Source organism: Arthrobacter sp. 01L42, from assembly GCF_056400005.1.
Genome location: NZ_JBFTSL010000001.1, coordinates 367,285 through 387,153, shown reverse-complemented (window position 1 = coordinate 387,153; position 19,869 = coordinate 367,285). Strand labels below are relative to the sequence as shown.

The 19,869-nt window shown below is 70.5% G+C and carries 16 protein-coding genes; 6 read left to right on the top strand and 10 right to left on the bottom strand.

The window, feature by feature from the left end; all coding sequences use genetic code 11:
- Positions 1-4 precede the first annotated feature (4 nt).
- Positions 5-3,649 carry a chromosome segregation protein SMC gene (gene smc, locus AC1DN2_RS01630; RefSeq protein WP_476848952.1) on the bottom strand — a complete coding sequence of 1,215 codons (3,645 nt, stop codon included), beginning with the start codon at positions 3,647-3,649 and terminating at the stop codon, positions 5-7.
- Between the two features lie 262 nt (positions 3,650-3,911).
- On the opposite strand from smc, the gene AC1DN2_RS01625 reads away from it, so the two are divergent.
- From AC1DN2_RS01625 to AC1DN2_RS01615, 3 genes are read left to right on the top strand one after another with little or no spacing between them, the layout of a single operon-like run.
- On the top strand, positions 3,912-4,934 hold the full coding sequence (locus AC1DN2_RS01625; protein WP_476848951.1) for a 3-oxoacyl-ACP synthase III: 1,023 nt from the start codon (positions 3,912-3,914) through the stop codon (positions 4,932-4,934).
- Positions 4,928-7,639: an alpha/beta fold hydrolase gene (locus AC1DN2_RS01620; RefSeq protein ID WP_476848950.1), complete on the top strand. Its 2,712-nt coding sequence runs from the start codon at positions 4,928-4,930 to the stop codon at positions 7,637-7,639. The genes AC1DN2_RS01625 and AC1DN2_RS01620 overlap by 7 nt, the downstream gene beginning before the upstream one ends.
- Positions 7,636-8,673: an NAD-dependent epimerase/dehydratase family protein gene (locus tag AC1DN2_RS01615; RefSeq protein ID WP_476848949.1), complete on the top strand. Its 1,038-nt coding sequence runs from the start codon at positions 7,636-7,638 to the stop codon at positions 8,671-8,673. Before AC1DN2_RS01620 ends, AC1DN2_RS01615 begins: the two co-directional genes overlap by 4 nt.
- Here AC1DN2_RS01615 and mutM read toward each other — a convergent pair.
- The 5 genes from mutM to coaD form a co-directional block, all read right to left on the bottom strand.
- On the bottom strand, positions 8,609-9,580 hold the full coding sequence (mutM, locus tag AC1DN2_RS01610) for a bifunctional DNA-formamidopyrimidine glycosylase/DNA-(apurinic or apyrimidinic site) lyase (protein WP_476848948.1): 972 nt from the start codon (positions 9,578-9,580) through the stop codon (positions 8,609-8,611). The two genes, AC1DN2_RS01615 and mutM, sit on opposite strands and share 65 nt — an antisense overlap.
- Positions 9,581-9,589: 9 nt before the next feature.
- Positions 9,590-10,312, bottom strand: coding sequence for a ribonuclease III (rnc, locus tag AC1DN2_RS01605; RefSeq protein ID WP_079553422.1), 723 nt, complete (start codon positions 10,310-10,312; stop codon positions 9,590-9,592).
- Positions 10,313-10,333: 21 nt separating this feature from the next.
- Complete coding sequence (gene rpmF, locus AC1DN2_RS01600) at positions 10,334-10,537, bottom strand: 50S ribosomal protein L32 (RefSeq protein ID WP_009356569.1); 204 nt, start codon at positions 10,535-10,537, stop codon at positions 10,334-10,336.
- A 36-nt stretch (positions 10,538-10,573) separates the two neighbouring features.
- The gene (locus tag AC1DN2_RS01595) at positions 10,574-11,098 is read right to left on the bottom strand and encodes a YceD family protein (protein WP_079553424.1); all 525 of its coding nucleotides are present in this window, start codon (positions 11,096-11,098) and stop codon (positions 10,574-10,576) included.
- Positions 11,099-11,272: 174 nt separating this feature from the next.
- Complete coding sequence (coaD, locus tag AC1DN2_RS01590) at positions 11,273-11,773, bottom strand: pantetheine-phosphate adenylyltransferase (RefSeq protein ID WP_223916485.1); 501 nt, start codon at positions 11,771-11,773, stop codon at positions 11,273-11,275.
- Positions 11,774-11,860: 87 nt separating this feature from the next.
- Here coaD and AC1DN2_RS01585 point away from each other — a divergent pair, with 87 nt between their 5' ends.
- Genes AC1DN2_RS01585 through AC1DN2_RS01575 form a run of 3 tightly spaced genes read left to right on the top strand, consistent with a single transcriptional unit; the run spans position 11,861 to position 14,714 of the window.
- On the top strand, positions 11,861-12,721 hold the full coding sequence (locus tag AC1DN2_RS01585; RefSeq protein WP_476848947.1) for an SDR family NAD(P)-dependent oxidoreductase: 861 nt from the start codon (positions 11,861-11,863) through the stop codon (positions 12,719-12,721).
- A complete protein-coding gene (locus AC1DN2_RS01580; protein ID WP_476848946.1) occupies positions 12,718-13,926 on the top strand; it encodes an aminotransferase class I/II-fold pyridoxal phosphate-dependent enzyme in 1,209 nt (402 codons plus the stop codon). Before AC1DN2_RS01585 ends, AC1DN2_RS01580 begins: the two co-directional genes overlap by 4 nt.
- A gap of 2 nt (positions 13,927-13,928) precedes the next feature.
- The gene (locus AC1DN2_RS01575) at positions 13,929-14,714 is read left to right on the top strand and encodes a spermidine synthase (RefSeq protein ID WP_476848945.1); all 786 of its coding nucleotides are present in this window, start codon (positions 13,929-13,931) and stop codon (positions 14,712-14,714) included.
- On the opposite strand, the gene rsmD is transcribed toward AC1DN2_RS01575, so the two are convergent.
- The 4 genes from rsmD to thiL are packed head-to-tail and all read right to left on the bottom strand — an operon-like array spanning position 14,711 to position 19,764.
- Positions 14,711-15,358: a 16S rRNA (guanine(966)-N(2))-methyltransferase RsmD gene (gene rsmD / locus AC1DN2_RS01570; protein ID WP_476848944.1), complete on the bottom strand. Its 648-nt coding sequence runs from the start codon at positions 15,356-15,358 to the stop codon at positions 14,711-14,713. The genes AC1DN2_RS01575 and rsmD overlap by 4 nt on opposite strands.
- Positions 15,359-15,397: 39 nt before the next feature.
- Complete coding sequence (locus AC1DN2_RS01565; RefSeq protein WP_476848943.1) at positions 15,398-17,650, bottom strand: ATP-dependent DNA helicase RecG; 2,253 nt, start codon at positions 17,648-17,650, stop codon at positions 15,398-15,400.
- The gene (locus AC1DN2_RS01560) at positions 17,640-18,716 is read right to left on the bottom strand and encodes a DAK2 domain-containing protein (protein ID WP_476849017.1); all 1,077 of its coding nucleotides are present in this window, start codon (positions 18,714-18,716) and stop codon (positions 17,640-17,642) included. The genes AC1DN2_RS01565 and AC1DN2_RS01560 overlap by 11 nt, the downstream gene beginning before the upstream one ends.
- A 22-nt stretch (positions 18,717-18,738) precedes the next feature.
- On the bottom strand, positions 18,739-19,764 hold the full coding sequence (gene thiL / locus AC1DN2_RS01555) for a thiamine-phosphate kinase (protein WP_476849016.1): 1,026 nt from the start codon (positions 19,762-19,764) through the stop codon (positions 18,739-18,741).
- Positions 19,765-19,869 lie beyond the last annotated feature (105 nt).

Below are 19,869 nucleotides of genomic sequence, written 5' to 3'. Positions count from 1 at the left end.
TTGCCTAGATCTCCGCACTGAGCCGCTGGCTGATCACCGTGGAGACGCCGTCGCCGCGCATTGTGACGCCATAGAGGGCGTCGGCGACTTCCATGGTGCGTTTCTGGTGCGTGATGACGATCAGCTGGCTGGATTCGCGGAGTTCTTCGAAGATGGTGATGAGCCGGCCCAGGTTGGTGTCATCGAGCGCGGCCTCGACCTCGTCCATGACGTAGAAGGGCGAGGGCCGTGCCTTGAAGATGGCCACCAGCAGCGCCACGGCCGTCAGGGAGCGTTCGCCGCCGGAAAGCAGCGAGAGCCGCTTGATTTTCTTGCCGGCCGGGCGGGCTTCGACCTCGATGCCGGTGGTGAGCATGTCGGTGGGGTCGGTCAGGACCAGCCGGCCCTCGCCGCCGGGGAACAGCCGGGCGAAGACGCGGACGAACTGCCGGGAGGTGTCCTCGAAGGCCTCGGCGAAGACCTTCTGGACGCGGTCGTCGACTTCCTTGATGATATCCAGCAGGTCTTTGCGGCTGGACTTCAGGTCTTCGAGCTGGGTGCTGAGGAACTGGTGGCGCTCCTCAAGCGCGGCGAACTCCTCGAGCGCCAGCGGGTTGACCTTCCCCAGGGCCGCGAGGTCGCGTTCGGCGCGTTTGAGCCGCTTTTCCTGTTCCGCACGGACGAAGGGCTTGCCCTCGGAAATCTCGCGTCCGTCCTCGTCCACCGGAGCGCGCAGTGCGGCCCATTTGTCCGCCGAGTCGCCGGCCGGGACCGGGACAGGCAGGTCCGGTCCGTAGTCGGCCACGAGCTGTCCGGCAGTCAGCCCGAGCTCCTCCACGCTCTTCAGTTCCAGCGCCTCGATCCGCAGCCGCTGCTGCGTGCGGGCGAGCTCGTCGCGGTGCACGGAGTCGGTGAGTTCGGCCAGTTCGCGGGCCAGCGCGTCGTTGCCGCTGCGGACCCCGGCCAGTTCAAGGTCCATGGCGTCCTTGCGTTCCTCGACGCTGTCCCGCTCGCGGCGGGCCAGTTCCACGGACACGTCGATGAATCCGATGACCTGCTGCACGGCGCCGGCGACGGCGGCGGCGCGCCGGGCCTGGAGCCGGCGGCGGCGGGCCCGTTCCGCGGCTTCCTCGCGGGCACGGCGTTCGGTGGCGGCGGCCCGTTCCAGCGACGCCGCCCGGTTGCGGGTGGCCGTGAGCTGTTCCTCGGCGCTGCGCAGGGCGAGCCTGGCCTCCATCTCGGCCGTGCGGGCCAGCGAGGCGGCCAGGGCCAGGGCATCCCGGTGCTCCGGGGAAGGTTCCTGCTCCGCGGGGGCCTCTGAGGCCGCGGCGAGCCGGGCCGCCACCGCTTCCAGCGCACCTTGTTCGCTGACAATCTGGGCCTCAGCCCTGGCCAGGGACGCGGCCAGCCGCTCACTTTCGGCGACGGCGCTGCGCAGCACCGCGTTCAGGTGGCCCAGGCGTTCGGCGACGGCCGCGAGTTTCGCGTCGGAATCGTGGAGTTTCGCGAGGGCCGCGTCGGCACGGTCCTGGGCTTCGGCGCGCCGGGTCCGGGCGGTGGAGAGTGCGAAGCGGTTGCGTTCGAGCGCGGCCGTGACGGCGGCCAGCTTCGACGCGGCGTCGTCGACGGCGGCCTGGACTTCCAGCAGCGACGGCGCCGACGCGGACCCGCCGGTCACGGTCAGCGCCGTGAAGACGTCCCCGGTCCGGGTCACGGCGGTCAGCTCGGGACGCGCGGCGATCAGCTGCGCTGCGGCATCCAGGTCCTCGACGACGGCGACGCCGGCCAGCAGGGCGGGCAGCGGCAGGCCGGCGGCGTCCGGTGCCGCAGCCGACACAAGATCCACCAGATCCACAGCCCAGCGCGCGCCCGCGGGAAGCGTGCTGCCGCCGGTTAATGCATCGGCCGTCAGCGCATCGGCCACCGGCGGCGGGGACCCGGCCGGGGGGCCGGCCAGCAGCAGCGCGGCACGGCCGGCGTCGTCCGCGCGCAGCAGCCGCACGGCAGCGGCGGCCGTCTGCTGGTCCCGGACCACCACGGCGTCGGACGCGCTGCCGAGTGCGGCGGCGACGGCGGCCTCGAATCCTGGATCCACGGTGATCATGGATGCCAGCGATCCCAGGACCCCGTCGGCCAGGTCCCCGGCTGCCGCGCCGAGCACATGCCCGGAGCCGTCTTTGCGGTTCAGGCCCAGCTGGAGGGCATCGCGGCGGGCCATGAGGGCGCCGCGTTCCCGCTCGCCTTCGCGCTCGGCCGCCTTCAGGGCGTCAATTTCGGCGATGATGGTTTCGAGGGCCTCGCTCGCGGCCTCGTAATCGGCGTCGAGCGATTCCTCGCCGTCCTCGACCCCTGCGACCTGCGCTTCCAGGGCCGTGAACTCGCTGTGCGCCTGGCGGCGGCGCTCCTCGCCCGCCTTTTGCGATTCGCGGAGGCGGCCGAGCTCGGACTGGGCAGACTCGACGCGGGACCGTGCCGCGCCGACCTGCCCGGCGAGCTTGGCCAGGCCTTCACGCCGGTCCGCGGCGGCGCGGAGCAGGGCCGCGAGCCGCTTGTCCTCGGCGGCGGCGGCCTGTTCGGCGCCGTGTTTGGCGGCTGTCGCGGCGTCCAGGCCCTCGGTGCGGTCCAGGATCTGCCGTTCCAGCCCGGCCTGCTCGTCGCGGACGCGGGCGGCCTGCTGCTCCAGCTGGTCCGGGTCCCGGCCGGTGTCCGGAACCACGTCCGCGGCGCCGAGCAGGCGGCGGCGTTCCTCGGCGAGCGAACCGAGGGAACGGAGCCGTTCGCGCCCGGTGGAAAGCGAATACCAGTTCTCCCGCGCGGCGTTCAGCGCGGGCGTGGCCTCGGCTGCGAGCCCCTCGAGGAGGGCCTGGCGCTGCCGCCCGGCCTCGAGGTCGCGTTCGACGACGGCGCGGCGTGCCTTGAGCGCCGATTCATCCGCCACGTCCTGCGCCAGCGCGGACTGCAGCGCAACGAGGTCGTCGGCCAGGAGCCGTGAGCGGGCGTCACGGACCTCGAACTGGACGCTCTGGGCGCGCCGGGCCACCTCGGCCTGTTTGCCCAGCGGGGTCAGCTGCCGCCGGATTTCGCCGGTGAGGTCGCTGAGCCGGGACAGGTTGGCCTGCATGGCTTCGAGTTTGCGGACCGTCTTTTCCTTGCGGCGGCGGTGTTTGAGGATGCCGGCGGCCTCCTCGATGAAGCCGCGCCGGTCCTCGGGGGTGGCGTGCAGGACCTTGTCCAGCTGGCCCTGGCCGACAATCACGTGCATCTCGCGGCCCAGGCCCGAGTCAGAGAGCAGCTCCTGGATATCGAGCAGCCGGCATCCCGCGCCGTTGATGGCGTATTCCGAGCCGCCGGTCCGGAACAGCGTGCGCGAGATCGTGACCTCGCTGTATTCGATCGGGAGGGCGCCGTCGCTGTTATCGATGGTCAGCGAGACGTGCGCCCTCCCCAGGGGCGGCCGGCCCGAGGTGCCGGCGAAGATCACGTCTTCCATCTTGCCGCCGCGGAGGGTCTTGGCTCCCTGTTCGCCCATGACCCACGCCAGCGCGTCCACCACGTTGGATTTGCCCGAGCCGTTGGGGCCCACCACGGCGGTGACGCCCGGTTCGAATTCAAAGGTCGTCGCCGAGGCGAACGACTTGAATCCCCGGACGGTCAAACTTTTCAGGTGCAAGGCGCTTCGGTTCTCCTGGTCGGCGGACTGGTCCGCTGTCCGGCGAAAGCATGATTCGGACGGACACGGGGGGTCCGGGGCGGCCCCGGATACTTACAATCTACTGCGCATCTGCGGCCATTCCGCGCAGAACCAGCGCGAAGCCGCCGCAGATGGCTGAGGCCGCATATGCGGGAATTGACCTGCACGGGGCATAGTTAAGCTCTCGGGCTTGTGAGCGGCCACCGCCGGAGCGCAGGACGGACATGAAGAGGGGCTTGAATTGGTAGGCAATGCAACATTCCGGCACAGCAACACCGCTCTACTTTCGGTAAGCAGCGTCGAAGCTCCGACGATCGTCAGTTCCATGGATTTCGACCGCAGGCTGGCTTCGACCCTGCGGCGGCTGAGGGTCCCCCCGAAACTGCTCGAACGGGTCGCGGGCATCACGCACCGGCGCTGGTGGGCCCCCGGGACATCGTTCGACGACGCCGCCATCGAGGCGGGTGCAAAGGCCCTGGCAGAGTCCGGCATCGAAGCGTCCGAGATTGGCCTGCTGATCAACACCTCCGTGACGCGGCGCAACCTCGAACCGTCCGTCGCGGTGAAGATCCACCACGGACTGCGCCTGCCTTCGTCGGCCATGAACTTTGATCTGGCCAACGCCTGCCTTGGATTCGTCAACGGCATGACGCTGGCGGCCAACATGATCGACTCCGGCCAGATCAAGTACGCGATGATCGTCAACGGTGAAGACGCCCAGCCAACGCAGGAGGCCACCCTGGCCCGGCTGCAGCGGCCCGAGACCACCCGCGAGGACTTCAACCGCGAGTTCGCCACACTGACGCTCGGCTCCGGAGCCGCTGCGGCCGTCCTGGGCCCGGCGGACGAGCACCCCGGGGCGCACCGGGTCCTCGGCGGCGTGATGCGTGCCGGAACCGAGCACCATGAACTGTGCGTGGGCAGCATTGACGGCATGGCCACCGACACCAAAGGCCTGCTCGACGGCGGCCTGCAGCTCGTGGTCGATGCCTGGCACGAGGCCCAGCCGGAGTGGGACTGGGCCTCGATGGACCGGTACGTCACGCACCAGGTGAGCAATGCCTATACCCAGGCCATCATCAACGCCATTGACCTGGACCCGGACAAGGTGCCGATCACGTTCCCGCATTGGGGCAATGTGGGCCCGGCCTCCCTCCCCATGACCCTCGCGGCCGAAGCGCAGACTCTCGCCGCCGGGGACCGCGTGCTGTGCATGGGCGTCGGTTCCGGCCTGAACACCGCCATGGTGGAAATCGTTTGGTAGCCGCCGACTGGCCCGGCGTCGACCCCGAATGGTCGCGCGAAATCGATGTGGCGTCCACCTCCGCCGCGGATGAGCCCGGCACCGTGCGCCGCTGGCACCTGCTGGACAACGGTGCCCAGCTCGCGCGCCGCGGCCTGACACCTGCCGGCACCCTGCTGTGCGTGCACGGCAACCCGACGTGGTCCTACCTGTGGCGGACCCTGCTGGCCGCCGGATCCGACCCCGCACACCCGTGGCGCGTGGTGGCCGTGGACCAGCTGGACATGGGCTTCTCCGAGCGCACCGGCACGTTCCGGCGCCTGGAGGACCGGATCAACGACCTGGGCGACCTCACCGCGGCGCTCGGCCTGGACGGGCCGGTCGTCACCGTCGGCCACGACTGGGGCGGCGTGATCAGCCTGGGCTGGGCCGTGGCCCATCCGCAGCAGCTCGCCGGCGTGGTGCTGACCAACACGGCCGTGCACCAGCCCTCCGGCGCCCGCATCCCGCCTGCACTGCGGCTTGCCTTGCACCCTGCCGTGCACCGCTGGGGAACGACGGGGACGGACAGCTTCCTGCGCGTGACGCATGCCCTGGCCCGCCCGCCGCTCACCGCGGATGTCCGTGGCGCCTTCATGGCCCCCTACCGCGGCGCCGGCCGCCGCGCCGGCGTGGGGAACTTTGTCGCGGACATTCCCGCCGACGCGTCCCATCCCAGCTTTCCGACGCTCAGCCGCGTCGCGGAAGGGGTGCGCGGGCTGGGGGTTCCGGCCCTGATGCTCTGGGGCCCGCGCGATCCGATCTTTTCCGACCGGTACCTCAAGGACCTCATCGGCCGGCTGCCGGACGCGAAAGTTCACCGCTTCGAGGGGGCCGGCCACCTGGTCGCGGAAGACCGGGACATCGCCGCGCCCGTCTTCGAGTGGCTTGCGGAGTGCGGGCCGGACAGCGGGCCGGCCAACGAACTGGCCGACGGCGCGTCCGACGACTCGATGCTGGAATTCGGGGCCGGGCCCCTGGAGCCCGGCGCCGGGGTCACGCCCCTTTGGGCGCCCCTCGCCGAGCTGGCGGCGGGACCGGCAGCCGAGGATACCGCCGTCGCGGAAATGGCCACGGACGGCAGCGTCGCCCGCTCGCTCAGCTGGCAGGAGCTCGAACAGAACATCGCCGCCCTCGCGGCGGGCCTGCAGGACGCCGGTGTAGGGAACGGCACCCGGGTGAGCCTGATGGTTCCCCCGGGCGTGGACCTGACCGTGGTCCTCTACGCCTGCCTGCGGCTCGGCGCGGTGGTCATCGTGGCCGACGCCGGCCTGGGCACCCGCGGCCTGAGCCGTGCGGTGAAGGGCGCCACCCCGGACTTCCTCATCGGAATCGACAAGGCCCTGGCGGCCGCCTCGGTACTTGGCTGGCCGGGACGGCGCATCAGTGTGCGGGACCTGCCGGCCCGCCGCCGCCGGCTCCTCGCCGTCGAGACCTCCCTCGCTGCCCTTGCCCGCCGCGGAGCCGGCCTCAGCCCCGGACTCCCCCGCCCGGGCACGGCCCCGGTTCCGGACCCGGGCGCCCCCGCCGCGGTGCTGTTCACCTCCGGTTCCACCGGGCCCGCCAAGGGCGTGGTCTACACGCACCGGCGGCTGGCAGCGATGCGCGATGCCGTGGCCGCGACGCTGGAGATCCGCCCGGGCGCACGCCTGGTGGCGGGCTTCGCGCCGTTCGCCCTGCTGGGACCGGCGCTCGGAGCCGTTTCAGTGACGCCCGCCATGGACGTCACCGCCCCCCGCACCTTGACGGCCAGGGCGCTGGCGCACGCCGCAGCAGCCATCGACGCCACGGTGGTCTTCGCCTCGCCCGCGGCGCTGCGCAACGTCCTGGCCACCCGGGCCGGCCTGAGCCGGGCCGGACACGAGGCGCTGGGGCGCGTGGAGCTGCTGCTCTCCGCCGGCGCACCGGTCCCCGAAACCCTCCTCGCAGAGGTGCAGCGGCTGCTGCCGCGCGCCTCGCTGCACACCCCGTACGGGATGACCGAGGCGCTGCCCGTCACGGACATCAGCCTCGAACAGATCCGTGCCGCCGCGGCCGACGACGCCGCCGGAACCATGGCAGGCGCCGGCAACGGCGTGTGCGTGGGCCGGCCGGTGCAGGGCGCCCGCGTGGCCATCATCCCGCTGGCCGCGGACGGCACCGCACCCGGGAACGAGCCCGTCAGGGAGGCCGGAGTGAGCGGGGAGATCCTCGTCAGCGCCCCGCACGTGAAAGAAGCCTACGACCGGCTCTGGCTGACCCAGCGCGAGAGCGTCCGCACGGCCGGATGGCACCGCACCGGCGACGTGGGTCACCTCGACGCCGCCGGCCGGCTCTGGGTGGAAGGACGCCTCGTGCACGTCGTGACGGCCCCGGGCGCCGTGGTGACGCCGGTGGGCGCCGAGCAGGCCATCGAACGCCTGGACGACGTCGGGATGGCCGCCGTCGTCGGGGTCGGTCCGTCCGGGACGCAGGCTGTCGTCGCCGTCGTCGAAACCGTTCCGCCGGTCCGCCGGGCCGGTCCTGCCGCGCCGCAGCTGGCGGGCCGCGTACGCGACGCCGCCCGCGCGGCAGGGGTCAGTGTCTCCGCCGTGCTCGCTGTCCCCTCCCAGCCGACCGACATCCGCCACAACGCCAAGATCGACCGGAGCCGCCTGGCCCGGTGGGCTTCGGCGGTGCTGGCCGGCGGCCGTCCGGGCACGCCATGAGGATCCTCGTCACCGGCGCGAGCGGACTGCTCGGGCGGGAGGTGGCACGGCTGCTGGTGCGGCAGGGCCACGCCGTCAGCACGTTCCAGCGCCGCCCCTCCGGCGTCGACGGCGCTAGGGACCTCCAAGGGTCCGTTGCGGACGAGGCCGCCGTGCGCCGCGCCGTCTCCGGCGCCGAGGGTGTCATCCACCTGGCCGCGAAGGTGTCCTTCACCGGCCGTGCCGCGGAGTTCGACGAGGTCAATGTCGAAGGCACGCGCCGCCTGCTCCGGGCCGCCCGCGAGGCCGGTGTGCGGGAGCTGGTGTTTGTCTCCTCCCCGTCCGTGGCCAATTCCGGGGCCGCCATCGCCGGGCTGGGCGCCGAGGCGGCGGACCCGGCCCGCGCGCACGGTGACTACTCCCGCACGAAGGCCGAGGCCGAACTGCTGGCGCTGGCCGCGGACTCGCCGGGTTTCCGGGTCACGGCGGTGCGCCCGCACATCGTCTGGGGCCCGGGTGACACCCAGCTGGTGGAACGGGTGCTGGAACGTGCCAGCCGCGGCCGCCTGCCGCTGCTCGACGCCGGTGCGGCCCTGATCGACACGACCTACGTGGACAACGCCGCTTCGGCCATCGTCGCCGCGCTTGACCGGATGGAGCACATCCACGGCCGGGCGCTCGTGGTCAGCAACGGCGAACCCCGCCCGGTCGGTGAGCTGCTGGCGGGCATTTGCGCCGCAGGCTGCGTCCCTGCGCCGTCGTGGACGGTGCCGGGCAGCCTCGCGCGGGCTGCGGGATCGGTGGTGGAGAAGGTATGGTCCCGGTCCGGCCGGGCCGGGGAACCGCCGATGACCAGATTCCTCGCTGAGCAGCTCTCCACCGCCCACTGGTTCGACCAGCGCGAGACCCGTGAACTCCTCAACTGGGCCCCCGCCGTTTCGCTTGACGAGGGCCTGGCGAGGCTGGCCGGGCACTACGCCCGGACTCCCCCTACCAGCGCCCGTTCCGCGGCCGGGGCTGGCAGACGGGGCAGGTGTACGAGGACCGGTTCATGAACTGTTCCCGCAGGAGCCGGCTGACCCGGCCGGCGGCGGCGCAGCGCTTGCACTCGAGCCCCTCCCGGCCGTAGGCGTTCAGGGAACGGTCGAAGTACCCGGAGGCTCCGTTGACGTTGACGTAGAGCGAATCGAAGCTCGTGCCGCCGGCGGCCAGGGCATCCGTCATGACCGCACGGGCGGCGTCGAGGACCCGCAGCGCATCGGGTCGGCGCAGGGTGTCGGTGGGCCGGGCGTAATGCAGCCGCGCCGTCCAGAGGGCCTCGTCCGCGTAGATGTTGCCGATCCCCGAGACCAGGCCCTGGTCCAGCAGCGCCCGCTTGAGCCCGGTTTTGCGGGCCCGCAGGCGCCGGTAGAAGGTCTCGAAGGAGAACCAGGGATCCAGCGGGTCACGGGCAATGTGCGCGGCTTCCTCGGCGATGAGCGGCAGCGGCGTTTCGGCGAGGCCGCCGGGGCCGCCGTCGTCGGTGGGGATCAGCGTGGTCAGGAACAGGCCGCCGAAGATGCGCTGGTCCACGAACCGGAGCTGTTCGGGCATGCCGTCGGCCGGGCTGAGCCGCAGCCTGACCTTCAGGTGTTTTTCGTCCGGAACGCCGGGGTCCTGCATAAGCAGCTGGCCGGACATGCCCAGATGGGCCATGAGCGCGACAGCGGGGGCGGGCTCGCCTGCCGGGGTACCGTTTCCGGGCGGGGCGGGCGTGTCCGCCAGCGGCATCCACAGGAATTTGCCGCGGCGGACCACGTCCAGGACCCGCGCGCCTTCAAGGTTGCCGGCAAAGTCGTCCGGTCCCAGGGCGTGCCGGCGCAGGGAGCGCGGGTCCAGCACCTCGACGGAGGTGATGGTCCGGCCGCGCACCCAGCTCACCAGGCCGCGCCGGACCACCTCGACCTCGGGCAGTTCAGGCAACGCCGCTGCCTAGCTGCCGGTCTGGGACTGCAGCTGCTGCGGATCCGGCGCGGACGGGGCGGTCAGCCGGCGCCAGGCGTCGGCGGCGGCTTCCTGTTCGGCCTCTTTCTTGGAGTTGCCGGTGCCGGTGCCGTAGTCCGTGCCGCCGATCCGCAGCACGGCCTCGAACGTCCGGGCGTGGTCCGGCCCGGAGCCGTCGACCGCGTAGTTGATGGTCCCAAGCTGCCGGCTGGCGGCGAGCTCCTGGATGGAAGTCTTCCAGTCGGTGCCCGCGCCGAGGGCGGCGGCGTCCTTCAACAGCGGGCCGACCAGCCGCATGACCAGCTGCCGGGCCGTCTCGATGTCGTTGGAGAGGTAGGTGGCGCCGATCAGCGCCTCCATGGTGTCCGCCAGGATGGAGGCCTTGTTCTTGCCTTCGGTGAGCTTTTCGCCCTGTCCAAGGTAGATGTACTCCCCCAGCCCGATGCTGCGGCCGATGCCGGCCAGCGCCCGGGTGCTGACGACGGCGGAGCGGCGCTTGGCCAGGTCGCCTTCGGGCAGCGTGGGGTTGTCACGATACAGCGCGTCCGTTACGGAGAACCCCAGGATGGAGTCGCCCAGGAACTCGAGCCGTTCGTTGGTGGGGATGCCGCCGTTTTCGTAGGCGTAGGAACGGTGTGTGAGCGCAAGACGAAGCGTCCCGGCGTCAATAGTGACACCGAGACGCTTCAGAAGCTCTTCAGTTGAAGACATCTTTTTCAGCCTGTTGGCGGATTAGACGTCTGCGACCTTGCGGCCCTTGTACTCAAGGAACAGCGCAGTGCCAGCCGAGTCGGTAACGACCTTTGCCTGGTGCGGCAGGCTGTACGTGACCTGGCCGTTCTCGACAGTCTTCACCAGGTGGGGGGCAGTTGCCTTCCACTGGGAGCGGCGGGCGCGGGTATTCGAGCGAGACATTTTCCGCTTCGGGACAGCCACGGCTAACTCATTTCTCTCTAGAAAAACACTTACAAATCAGTTTTGCCGGTCAGGCTTAGCCAAGTCAGCCAGGGCGGCCCAGCGAGGATCTACGACCTCGTGGTGATGCCCCGGCTCGTCTTCCAGGCGCACTCCACATTCGGAGCAAAGGCCCTGGCAGTCTTCCCGGCACACCGGCTGGAACGGCAGTATGGTGACAACTGCGTCCCGCAACACCGGCTCAAGATCGATCAGATCGTGCTCGACTCGACGTTGCTCTTCTTCGTCTTCTTCATCGGAGAACACAGCATCCTCGTAGAAGAAAAGTTCTTGCACATCAACCTCTTGGTCATACGCAAGGGGATCCAGGCATCGGCCGCATTCGCCAGTAACTTCAACGTGCGCGGTTCCTGATACCAGAATTCCTTCGTGTACGGCCTCAAGCCGCAGGTCCAGCTCGACATCCGAGCCTTCCTGCACGCCAATGAGCGCCACGCCAAGATCACTTGGCGCGGGTACATGTTCCGTCAGCGTCCGCATGCTTCCCGGACTGCGTCCGAGGTCCTTGACGTCGAACGCCAAGGGCGAACTAGCATCTCGTTTAATGAGAACTCCTGTTGAACATATGACCGACGTACTATCTTAGCCTGAACTTCCGGACGGACTCAAACCGGGGGCACGCCGGCGGTTCACACCACATGCGGCCTCGGATTCGGGCCCCGCAACCGGCAGCAGGCCGCCGAGTACCGGTCAAGCTTACACTTTGCGCGCCCGGTTCGGGACCGGCTCGCCCGGGGCCAGCCGTTTCAGCACGGAGCGGGGAACAAAGTCCGAGACGTCCCCGCCGAGGGCGAAGACCTCTTTGATGAGGGTGGAGGACAGGTGCAGGTAGTGGCTTTCCGCCGGCAGGAACACCGTCTCGACACCGGTCAGCTGCCGGTTCATCGTGGCCATCGGCAGCTCGTAGTCGAAGTCCGAGGACGAACGCAGGCCCTTGACGATCGCCGACACACCGCGCTGCCGGCAGTACTCGGCCAGGAGACCCTCCCCCACGGGTTCAACCACGATCCCGCGCAAGGACGCGAACGTTTCCCTGGCCATGTCGATCCGCTCCTCCAGGCTGAAGCGGTACTTCTTGGAATAGTTCGTGGACACGGCCACGATCACCTCGTCGAAGAGGCCCGCGGCACGCGCAATGACTTCCAGGTGTCCATTGTGGATGGGGTCAAAAGAGCCAGGGCAAACAGCGCGTCTCATGCTCCGAACCTACCGTATCCGCGCCGCAGCCCGGGATAACATGGCTGAATGTCAGCATCGAACAATCGCGCGACTTCTCCTTTCACTGTGCGGCCTGTCACTGCGCCGCCTTTCACCGTGGACGGCGGCGTGGTCCTGGTCACCGGTGCCGCCAGCGGCATGGGCCGGCTCTACGCCCTCCGCGCCGCCCGGGAAGGCGCCGGGGTGGTGATCCTCTGGGACGTCGACGCCGATGCTCTGGCCGGCACCGCCGCTGAAGTTGCCGCCCTGGGCGCCCGCGCCGTCCCCCGCACGGTGGACCTGGCGGATCGCGCCGCGATTGCCGGCGCCGCCCGGGAGGCCCGGGCCGAGGGGCCGCTGGCGCTGCTGGTGAACAACGCCGGGATTGTCCGCGGCGCGTATTTCTGGGACCACGCCCCGGACCGTGACATCGCCCTGACCATGGACATCAACGCCCTCGCCCCCATGTACGTCACCCTGGAGTTCCTGCCGGACATGATGGCCGCCGCCGGCTGCCCGCGCCGGATCCTCAACGTTGCCTCCGCCGCCGGCACGGTCTCGAATCCGCGGATGAGCGTGTACGCGGCTTCGAAATGGGCCGTCATCGGCTGGAGCGACTCGCTCCGGCTCGAGCTTGAGCAGCAGGGCTACGGCCACCTGAAAGTCACCACCTTCTGCCCCAGCTACATTTCCACCGGCATGTTCGAGGGAGCCCGCGGTCCCCTGCTGACCCCGCTCATGACGCCCGAGGACGCCGTGGACAGGGCATGGCGCGCTACGGCCGCCGGGCGGCCGCTGCTGATCGCCCCCGCCATGGCCACGCTGGGGAAAGTACTCAAGGGCATACTGCCGGTGCGGGCGTGGGACTTCGTGGGCGGAAAGGTCTTTGGGATCTACACCACCATGGACAGCTTCACCGGCCGGGACGAGAAGGCGGGCACCCGATGAGCCCCCTCATGCCGTTGCCGTGGCAGCGCGCCGCAACCGGCGCCAACCTGCTCTCCCCCGATGGCTCGCTGGGCGTGACGATCTTCGAGGAGATGACCACCCTTGCCCTGAGCACGGGCGCCATCAACCTTGGCCAGGGCTTCCCGGACGAGGACGGCCCCGTGGAGATCAAGGAGGCCGCCCAGGCCGCGATCGCCGCCGGAGCCAACCAGTATGCGCCCGGCAAGGGCATCCTGCCGCTGCGGGAGGCGATCTCGGTGCACCAGCAGCGGTTCTACGGGCTGGACCCGGATCCGCAGACCGAAATCATCGTCACGACCGGCGCCACGGAGGCCATCGCCGCCGCCCTGCTCGCGCTGGTAGGTCCGGGAGATGAAGTGCTCACCTTCGAGCCGTTCTACGACTCCTACGGCGCCATCATCGGGCTCTCCGGCGCCACGCACGTCACCGCCCCGCTCCTGGCCCCGGATTTCATGCCGGACCTGGCCGCACTCGAGGCCGCATTCAGCAACCGCACCAAGGTGGTGCTGATCAACAATCCGCACAACCCGACCGGAGCGGTGTTCCCCCGCGAGGTGCTCGAGCGCGTCGTCGAACTGGCCGCGAAATACGACGCCGTCATCGTCACCGACGAAGTGTACGAGCACCTGACGTTCGGTGTGCGGCACATCCCGATCGCGACGCTGCCCGGGGCGGCGGAGCGCACGCTGACCATTTCCTCGGCCGGCAAGACGTTCTCCTTCACCGGCTGGAAGATCGGCTGGCTCTCCGGGCCGGAGGAGCTCGTGGCCGCCGCCCGGACGGTCAAGCAGTTCCTGAGCTACAGTTCCGGCACGCCCTTCCAGGCCGCGATCGCGGTGGGCCTGGGGCTTCCGGACGAGTTTTACGCCGGCATCGCCGACACCCTCCGGTACAAGCGCGACATCCTCAGCGAGGGACTGCGCGCGGCCGGCCTCGACGTGCTGACCCCGCAGGGGACCTACTTCGTCAACGTGGACACCTCACCGCTGGGGATCACCGATTCCGTGGAGCTGGCCCGCAGGCTGCCGGCCCTCGTGGGCGTCGCCGCGATCCCGGTGCCCGTCTTCTGCCACGCCGACGGCGCCGAACGCACCCGCAGCCTGCTCCGCTTCGCGTTCTGCAAGCAGCTGCACGTTCTGGAGGAGGCCGCCGAGCGGCTGGCGACCTTGCGCGACAGGCTGTGAACATGGCCGGGCAGCAACCCGGGGCCTCGCGGTTCCTGCGGACCACCGGGCAGCACGCCGTAATCGAACCGGATCCCTTTACCGACGGCGGCTTCGTGCTGAGCATCGGCGGCGCCGAGCAGTCCCACGTCAACCTGGCCGACCCCGCGGACATCTTCTACGAATACCTGCGCAGGATCGGGCACGTGGTGGACCTCGCCGCCCCGTGGGGCGAGCCGATCACGGCGCTGCACCTGGGCGCCGGGGCCCTGACGCTGGCCCGCTACATCCAGGCCACCCGGCCCGGCTCGGTTCAGTACGCCGTGGAGCTGGAGCGGGAACTGCTGGACTTCGTGCTCGCGCAGCTGCCCCTGCCGGAGGGAACCGAGCTGCACACGGTGATCGGCGATGCCCGCGACGCTCTCGCCGGGCTTCCGGCGGACCTGCGCTTCGACGTCGTGATCCTGGACATCTTCTCCGGGCCGGAGGCGCCGGAACACATCGCGTGTACCGGGTTCTACCAGGAGGCGGCGGCCCGGCTGACGCCGCGCGGCGTGTTGATCGTCAACGTGGGCGACGAACCCGGACTGACCCTGGTCCGGAGCCAGATCGCGGCCATGCGCCGGGCCATGGCCGACGTCTCGGCCTTCGCGGAGGCCGGAATGTTCACTGGCCGGTTCCCCGGGAACATCATCCTGACCGGGACTCAGGGGCCGTGGCCGGAGGTCTGGACGGCGGCGCTCACGGCGCGCGGTCCGCATCCGGCCCGGCTGCTCGCCGGCGTCGATTTGGACGCGCTGGCCGGCTAGTCCCCTGCTTCCAGGCCCGCTGCGTCCACAGCGTCCACTGCCTCCAGGTCCGCGGCTTCCACAGCGTCCGCGGCTTCCACGCCGGGCTCGGTGAACCACAGCCGGGTTTCGCCGTACTTCTTCTCGGCAAACCGTTCCATGCCCTGGGGCCATGCCGGTTCGGGGCTCCGGGTCGACCGTTCCACCACCACGACCGCTCCCTCGCCCAGGTGCGGCACCAGCTTGGCCAGCACGGCAGCGAGGGCCGGCTCGTCCAGGGGGTAGGGCGGGTCCAGGAACACCAGGTCCCAGATCGCGGAGCCGGCGGCCCGGTCGAGGAACGATTCGACCTTGGAGCGGTGCACGGAGACCACCTTGCGGCCCGTGACGGTGTTGACAAGATCGGCGTTCCGCTGGCAGACGGCGCTTGCCTTGGCGTCGAATTCGACCAGGTCCACGGAGTCCGCGCCGCGGCTGCCGCTCTCCACCCCCAGCGAGCCGGATCCCGCGTACAGATCGAGCACGCGGGCGCCGGCGATGACGTTGAAGGCGTCCAGCCGGGAGAACAGGGCCTCCTTGACACGGTCGGTGGTGGGCCGTGTCAGGTTCCCGGGCACGCTGTTCAGCGTGCTGCCGCCGGCCGCCCCGGCAATGATCCGGCTCATGCGCGGACCCCCGCGGACGTGTTTGCCTGGCTCGTGGTCCTAGCCGCGTTCAAGGAACGCCTCCTTCTCGGGGTTCAGGTATTCATCGATCGCGGCCGCAAGCCGGGGCTGGCCCGCCAGCGCGGGATCGGCGGCCACGATCCGCTGGGCGTCCTGCCGGGCCCGGGCGATCACGTCCTCGTGTTCGAGCACGCGCAGCAGCTTCAGCGTGGAGCGCCCGCCGGACTGCGAGGCGCCCAGGATGTCGCCTTCCCTGCGGAGCTTGAGGTCCTCCTGGGACAGTTCGAAGCCGTCGGTGGTGGCGGCTACGGCATCCAGGCGGCGCCGGCTCGGATGGCCCGGCTCCAGGGTGGTGACCAGCAGGCAGGTTCCGGGCAGTCCGCCGCGGCCCACCCTGCCGCGCAGCTGGTGGAGCTGGGAGATGCCAAAACGGTCAGCGTCCAGGATCACCATGAGCGTGGCGTTGTGGACGTCCACGCCGACTTCGATCACGGTGGTGGAGACCAGCAGCTTGGTCTGGTTGGCCGTGAAGGAGGCCATGGTTTCGGACTTCAGGACGGGGTCCTGCCGGCCGTGCAGGGGCGCCACAGCCACCCCGGCGAGTGCCGGTTCGTCCAGAAGATGTTCCACGACGCCGGTGACCGAGGCGAGTTCCCGGGAACCGTTCTCGCCTTCGAGGTCCGCGGCGGACGGTTCGGCCTCGCCCGGGGTGAAGTCGCCGTCGTCGTCCGTGCCGATCTTGGGGCAAACGACGTAGACCTGGTGGCCGGCGTCGATCTCCTCCCGCGAACGGGACCAGATCCGGGTGGCCCACCCCGGGTGTTCCGCGAGCCCCACCACGTGGGTGGAGATCGGGGCGCGGCCGGCGGGGAGCTCATCGAGCACGGAGGTTTCGAGGTCGCCGAACACGGTCATGGCCACGGTCCGGGGAATCGGGGTGGCGGTCATGACCAGCAGGTGCGGCGGTTTGCTGGCCTTGGCCCGGAGGGCGTCGCGCTGCTCCACGCCGAAGCGGTGCTGTTCGTCCACCACGATCAGGCCAAGGTCGTAGAAGGAGACGTTGTCGCTGAGCAGGGCGTGGGTGCCGATCACGATTCCGGCCGTTCCGGAGGCGGCGTCGAGCATGGCCTGCTTCCGCGCCGCGGTCGGCATGGAGCCGGTGAGCAGGGTGACCTGGACGGCGTCCGGGCCGAACCCGCCGAGCATCCCGTCCCGGGAGAGCGGTCCGAGCGTGCGCCGGATGGATTCATAGTGCTGGGCGGCGAGGACTTCGGTGGGCGCCAGCAGGGCAGCCTGTCCCCCGGCGTCCACCACCTGCAGCATGGCGCGCAGCGCCACGATCGTCTTGCCGGAGCCCACCTCGCCCTGCAGCAGCCGGTTCATGGGCGAGTCCTGGGCGAGCTCATCGGAGAGCGTCTTGCCGACGGCGGTCTGGCCGGCGGTCAGCGTAAACGGGAGCTGGCGGTCGAAGGCGGGCAGCAGCCCGTCCGGTGCCGGGCGGCGGGCGGTCGCTTCCTCGGCGGCGAGCTGGGCGCGGCGGCGGGCCAGGGCCGACTGGAGCACCAGGGCTTCCTGGTAGCGGAACCGGTCGCGGGCGCGCTGGTAGTCCGCCGGTGTTTGCGGGGCGTGGATCAGCCGGTAGGCGTCCGCGACCGGCAGGAACTTCTCCCGAGCCGCGATCTCGGCGGGCAGCGGGTCGCCGAGGGTTTCCAGTTCCACGGTGTCCAGCAGCGTCGAGATGACCTTCTGGATGGACCAGCTGGTCAGTTTCGCCGTGGCCGGGTACACCGGGATCGGCATGGCGGCGAGTTTCTCGGGGTCGATGCCCGGTGTTTCGGGGTCCTCGTCCAGCAGCAGGAAATCCGGGTTGGTCAGGCCGAGGGATCCGGCGTAGCGCGTAACCTTGCCGGAAAACATGGCGCGCCGGCCCGGCTGCAGCTCGGCCTTGGCCCGGAACCCGTTGAAGAAGCTGACCTTGAGTGTGCCCGGCAGTGCGCCGGCGGCCCGCGTGGAAGCGGCACCGCCGGCGTCGTCGGAGATCACGACGTCGGTGAGGGAACCGCGCCTGGCGCGCATGGGCCGGGTGCTGTTGGAGACCACCCGGGCGATCAGGGTCACTTCCTCGTCCAGCGGGACCTCGCTGATGGGCGTGAGCTCGCCGCGGCTGAGGTAGCGGCGGGGAAAATAGTTCAGGAGCCCGCCGACAGTGGTGATGCCAAGGTGTTTTTCGATGACGGCCGCGGAGCGCTTGCCGATGCGGCGCTCCAGGCCCAGTTCAAGTTCAGCGTGCATGTCCGTCGGGGTTTCGGGTTTCGGCGGCACGCGCAGTGGCAACTGTAGGGGCTGCGGTGGCGGCAACTGTGGCGGCCGGTGCCTCCGGGTCGCGCGGGACTGCGAGCTCGCTCACGGAAATGTCCGTGGGCTCGCCCAGGGAACGGATCAGCGCGACGGCGAGGTCCGCATCCAGGACGTGGACGTGGACGCGCCAGCGGTAGAGCCCGGCGGCGTCAGCGCCGCCGCCGACCTGGCTCATGATCACCGAGTCGCCCATTTCGTCGAGCCGTTGGCGCATCATGGCGGCGTCCAGCGGGGACAGGGAAATGGTGCACATGACTTCGACACCTTCGTCGCGCGGCATGCCGACGTGGATATGCGGATCCTGGACGTCGTAGCCGTGCAGTCCGTCCAGCAGTTCGCTCTGGAGCTCCTCGCCCAGCACGGCCGAGCGGAGGCAGTCCAGGATGAGCAGCATGCCCACGCCGCCGGCGTCCACCACGTGGGCGGCCTGCAGGGCAGCGAGCTGCTCCTCCGTGCGGACCACGGCGGCCAGGGCCGCCTCGACGGCGGCGTCCAGGGCCAGGCCCAGGGTCTGGTTGCTGTCATCGCCGTCGTGTGCGGAGTCCACCGCGGCCGCGGCCCGGGCGGCAGCCTCCATGACGGAGAGCATCGTGCCGGGCACGGGATCACTCAGCGCGGACCAGGCCCGGATCTGGGCCCGGTTCAGGGCCGCAGCCAGCAGGGGTGAGCTGATCCGGGTGTGCCCGGCCAGGGGTTCGGCGGCAGCGCAGAGGAAGACGGCGAACAGGGTTCCCGAGTTGCCGCGGGCCTGCTCCATGGCAACCTGGCCGGCCTGCGCCAGGACGGCGCCAACGTCATGCAGGGTCGGGTCCGGCGCCGCGTGCGCCGCCCCGTCCGGGTGTCCCGGCACGGCGGCGTCCGCGGCGTGGGCCGCGGCGCGGACAGTCAGGTAGAGGTTGGTGCCAGTGTCGCCGTCGGCTACCGGAAAGATATTGATGGCGTTCAGGCGGTCGCTGTGGTTGCCGAGCGTGGTTTCCGCCTTGCCCAACCACCGCTTCATCGCTTGCGCGTTGGCGGCAATCTTAGTCTGCAAAGTGATCCCATCCCACAGCGTCAGCGGGCCTGCCCGCGATCGTTACTCCCGTGCTTTCGGTTGGTGCAGGGGCCTCTACCGAGCCTATCGCAGTGAACCCGGGAGGGAGCGGAACCCCTGCCGGGAAAGTGGCGAGCAGCCCATGGTCTTCACCGCCGCCGAGGACCCAGGCCAGCGGGTCTGCCCCCAACAGCTCCGACGCCGGCAGCAGCGGGGCGGCCAGCTCCTTCAGGGCGGCGGCGTCCAGGTTCAGCACCGCGCGGCTGGCGGCCGCCATGCGGTTTCCGTCCCGGACCAGGCCGTCCGAGATGTCCATCATGGCGGACGCCCCCGCCTCACGGGCCAGCGGTCCGGCGGCGAGCGGCGGCTGCGGCCTGCACTGGGTGTCCAGGAGGGAACGCTGCCCGGCGGTCAGGGCGCCCACCGGGACGCTCGACTCCAGCAACGCCAGCCCGGCGGCGGCCCGGCCCACTGTTCCCGCCAGGGCCACGGTGTCCCCCGGCCGGGCCCCGGAGCGCAGGACGGGCTCCTTGCCGTCAAGGGTCCCCAGGATCGCCACGCTGACCGCCAGTTCGCGGCCGCGGCCGAGGTCGCCGCCCGCCACCGCGCAGGCCGGAGCCCCCAGGCCCCTGATGCCGGCCACGAGGCCGTCCGCGAAATCCTCCACCCAGGAGACAAGGGTCTCCGGCGGCATGGTCAGGCTGACCACAACGGACGTGGCCCGGGCGCCCATGGCGTTGATGTCGCTGAGGTTTTGCGCCGCGGCCTTCCAGCCGACGTCGTACCCGGTGGTCCGGTAGCCGTTGTTCCATTCGAGCCGGAAATCCTGGTCCGCCACTTGGGTGTCGATGCTCAGCACGGTCCGCCCGTCCGGCGCGGCGACAATCGCGGCGTCGTCCCCCGGCCCCAGCAGCAAGTACGACGCCGCCGCCGGTCCGCCATTGGGCTGCGGGATCGTGAGCCGCGGAAAGATGCGACCCAGCAGCTGGGACTCCGAGAGGCCGGCAACGGTCAGTGCGGCGTCCGCGGGCAGGGCATCGGGCACGGCGGTTTCGGGGACGGCGGTTTCGGGCACACGTTCGGGCACAGTTTCAGGCACAGCGGTTTCGGGCACAGGTTC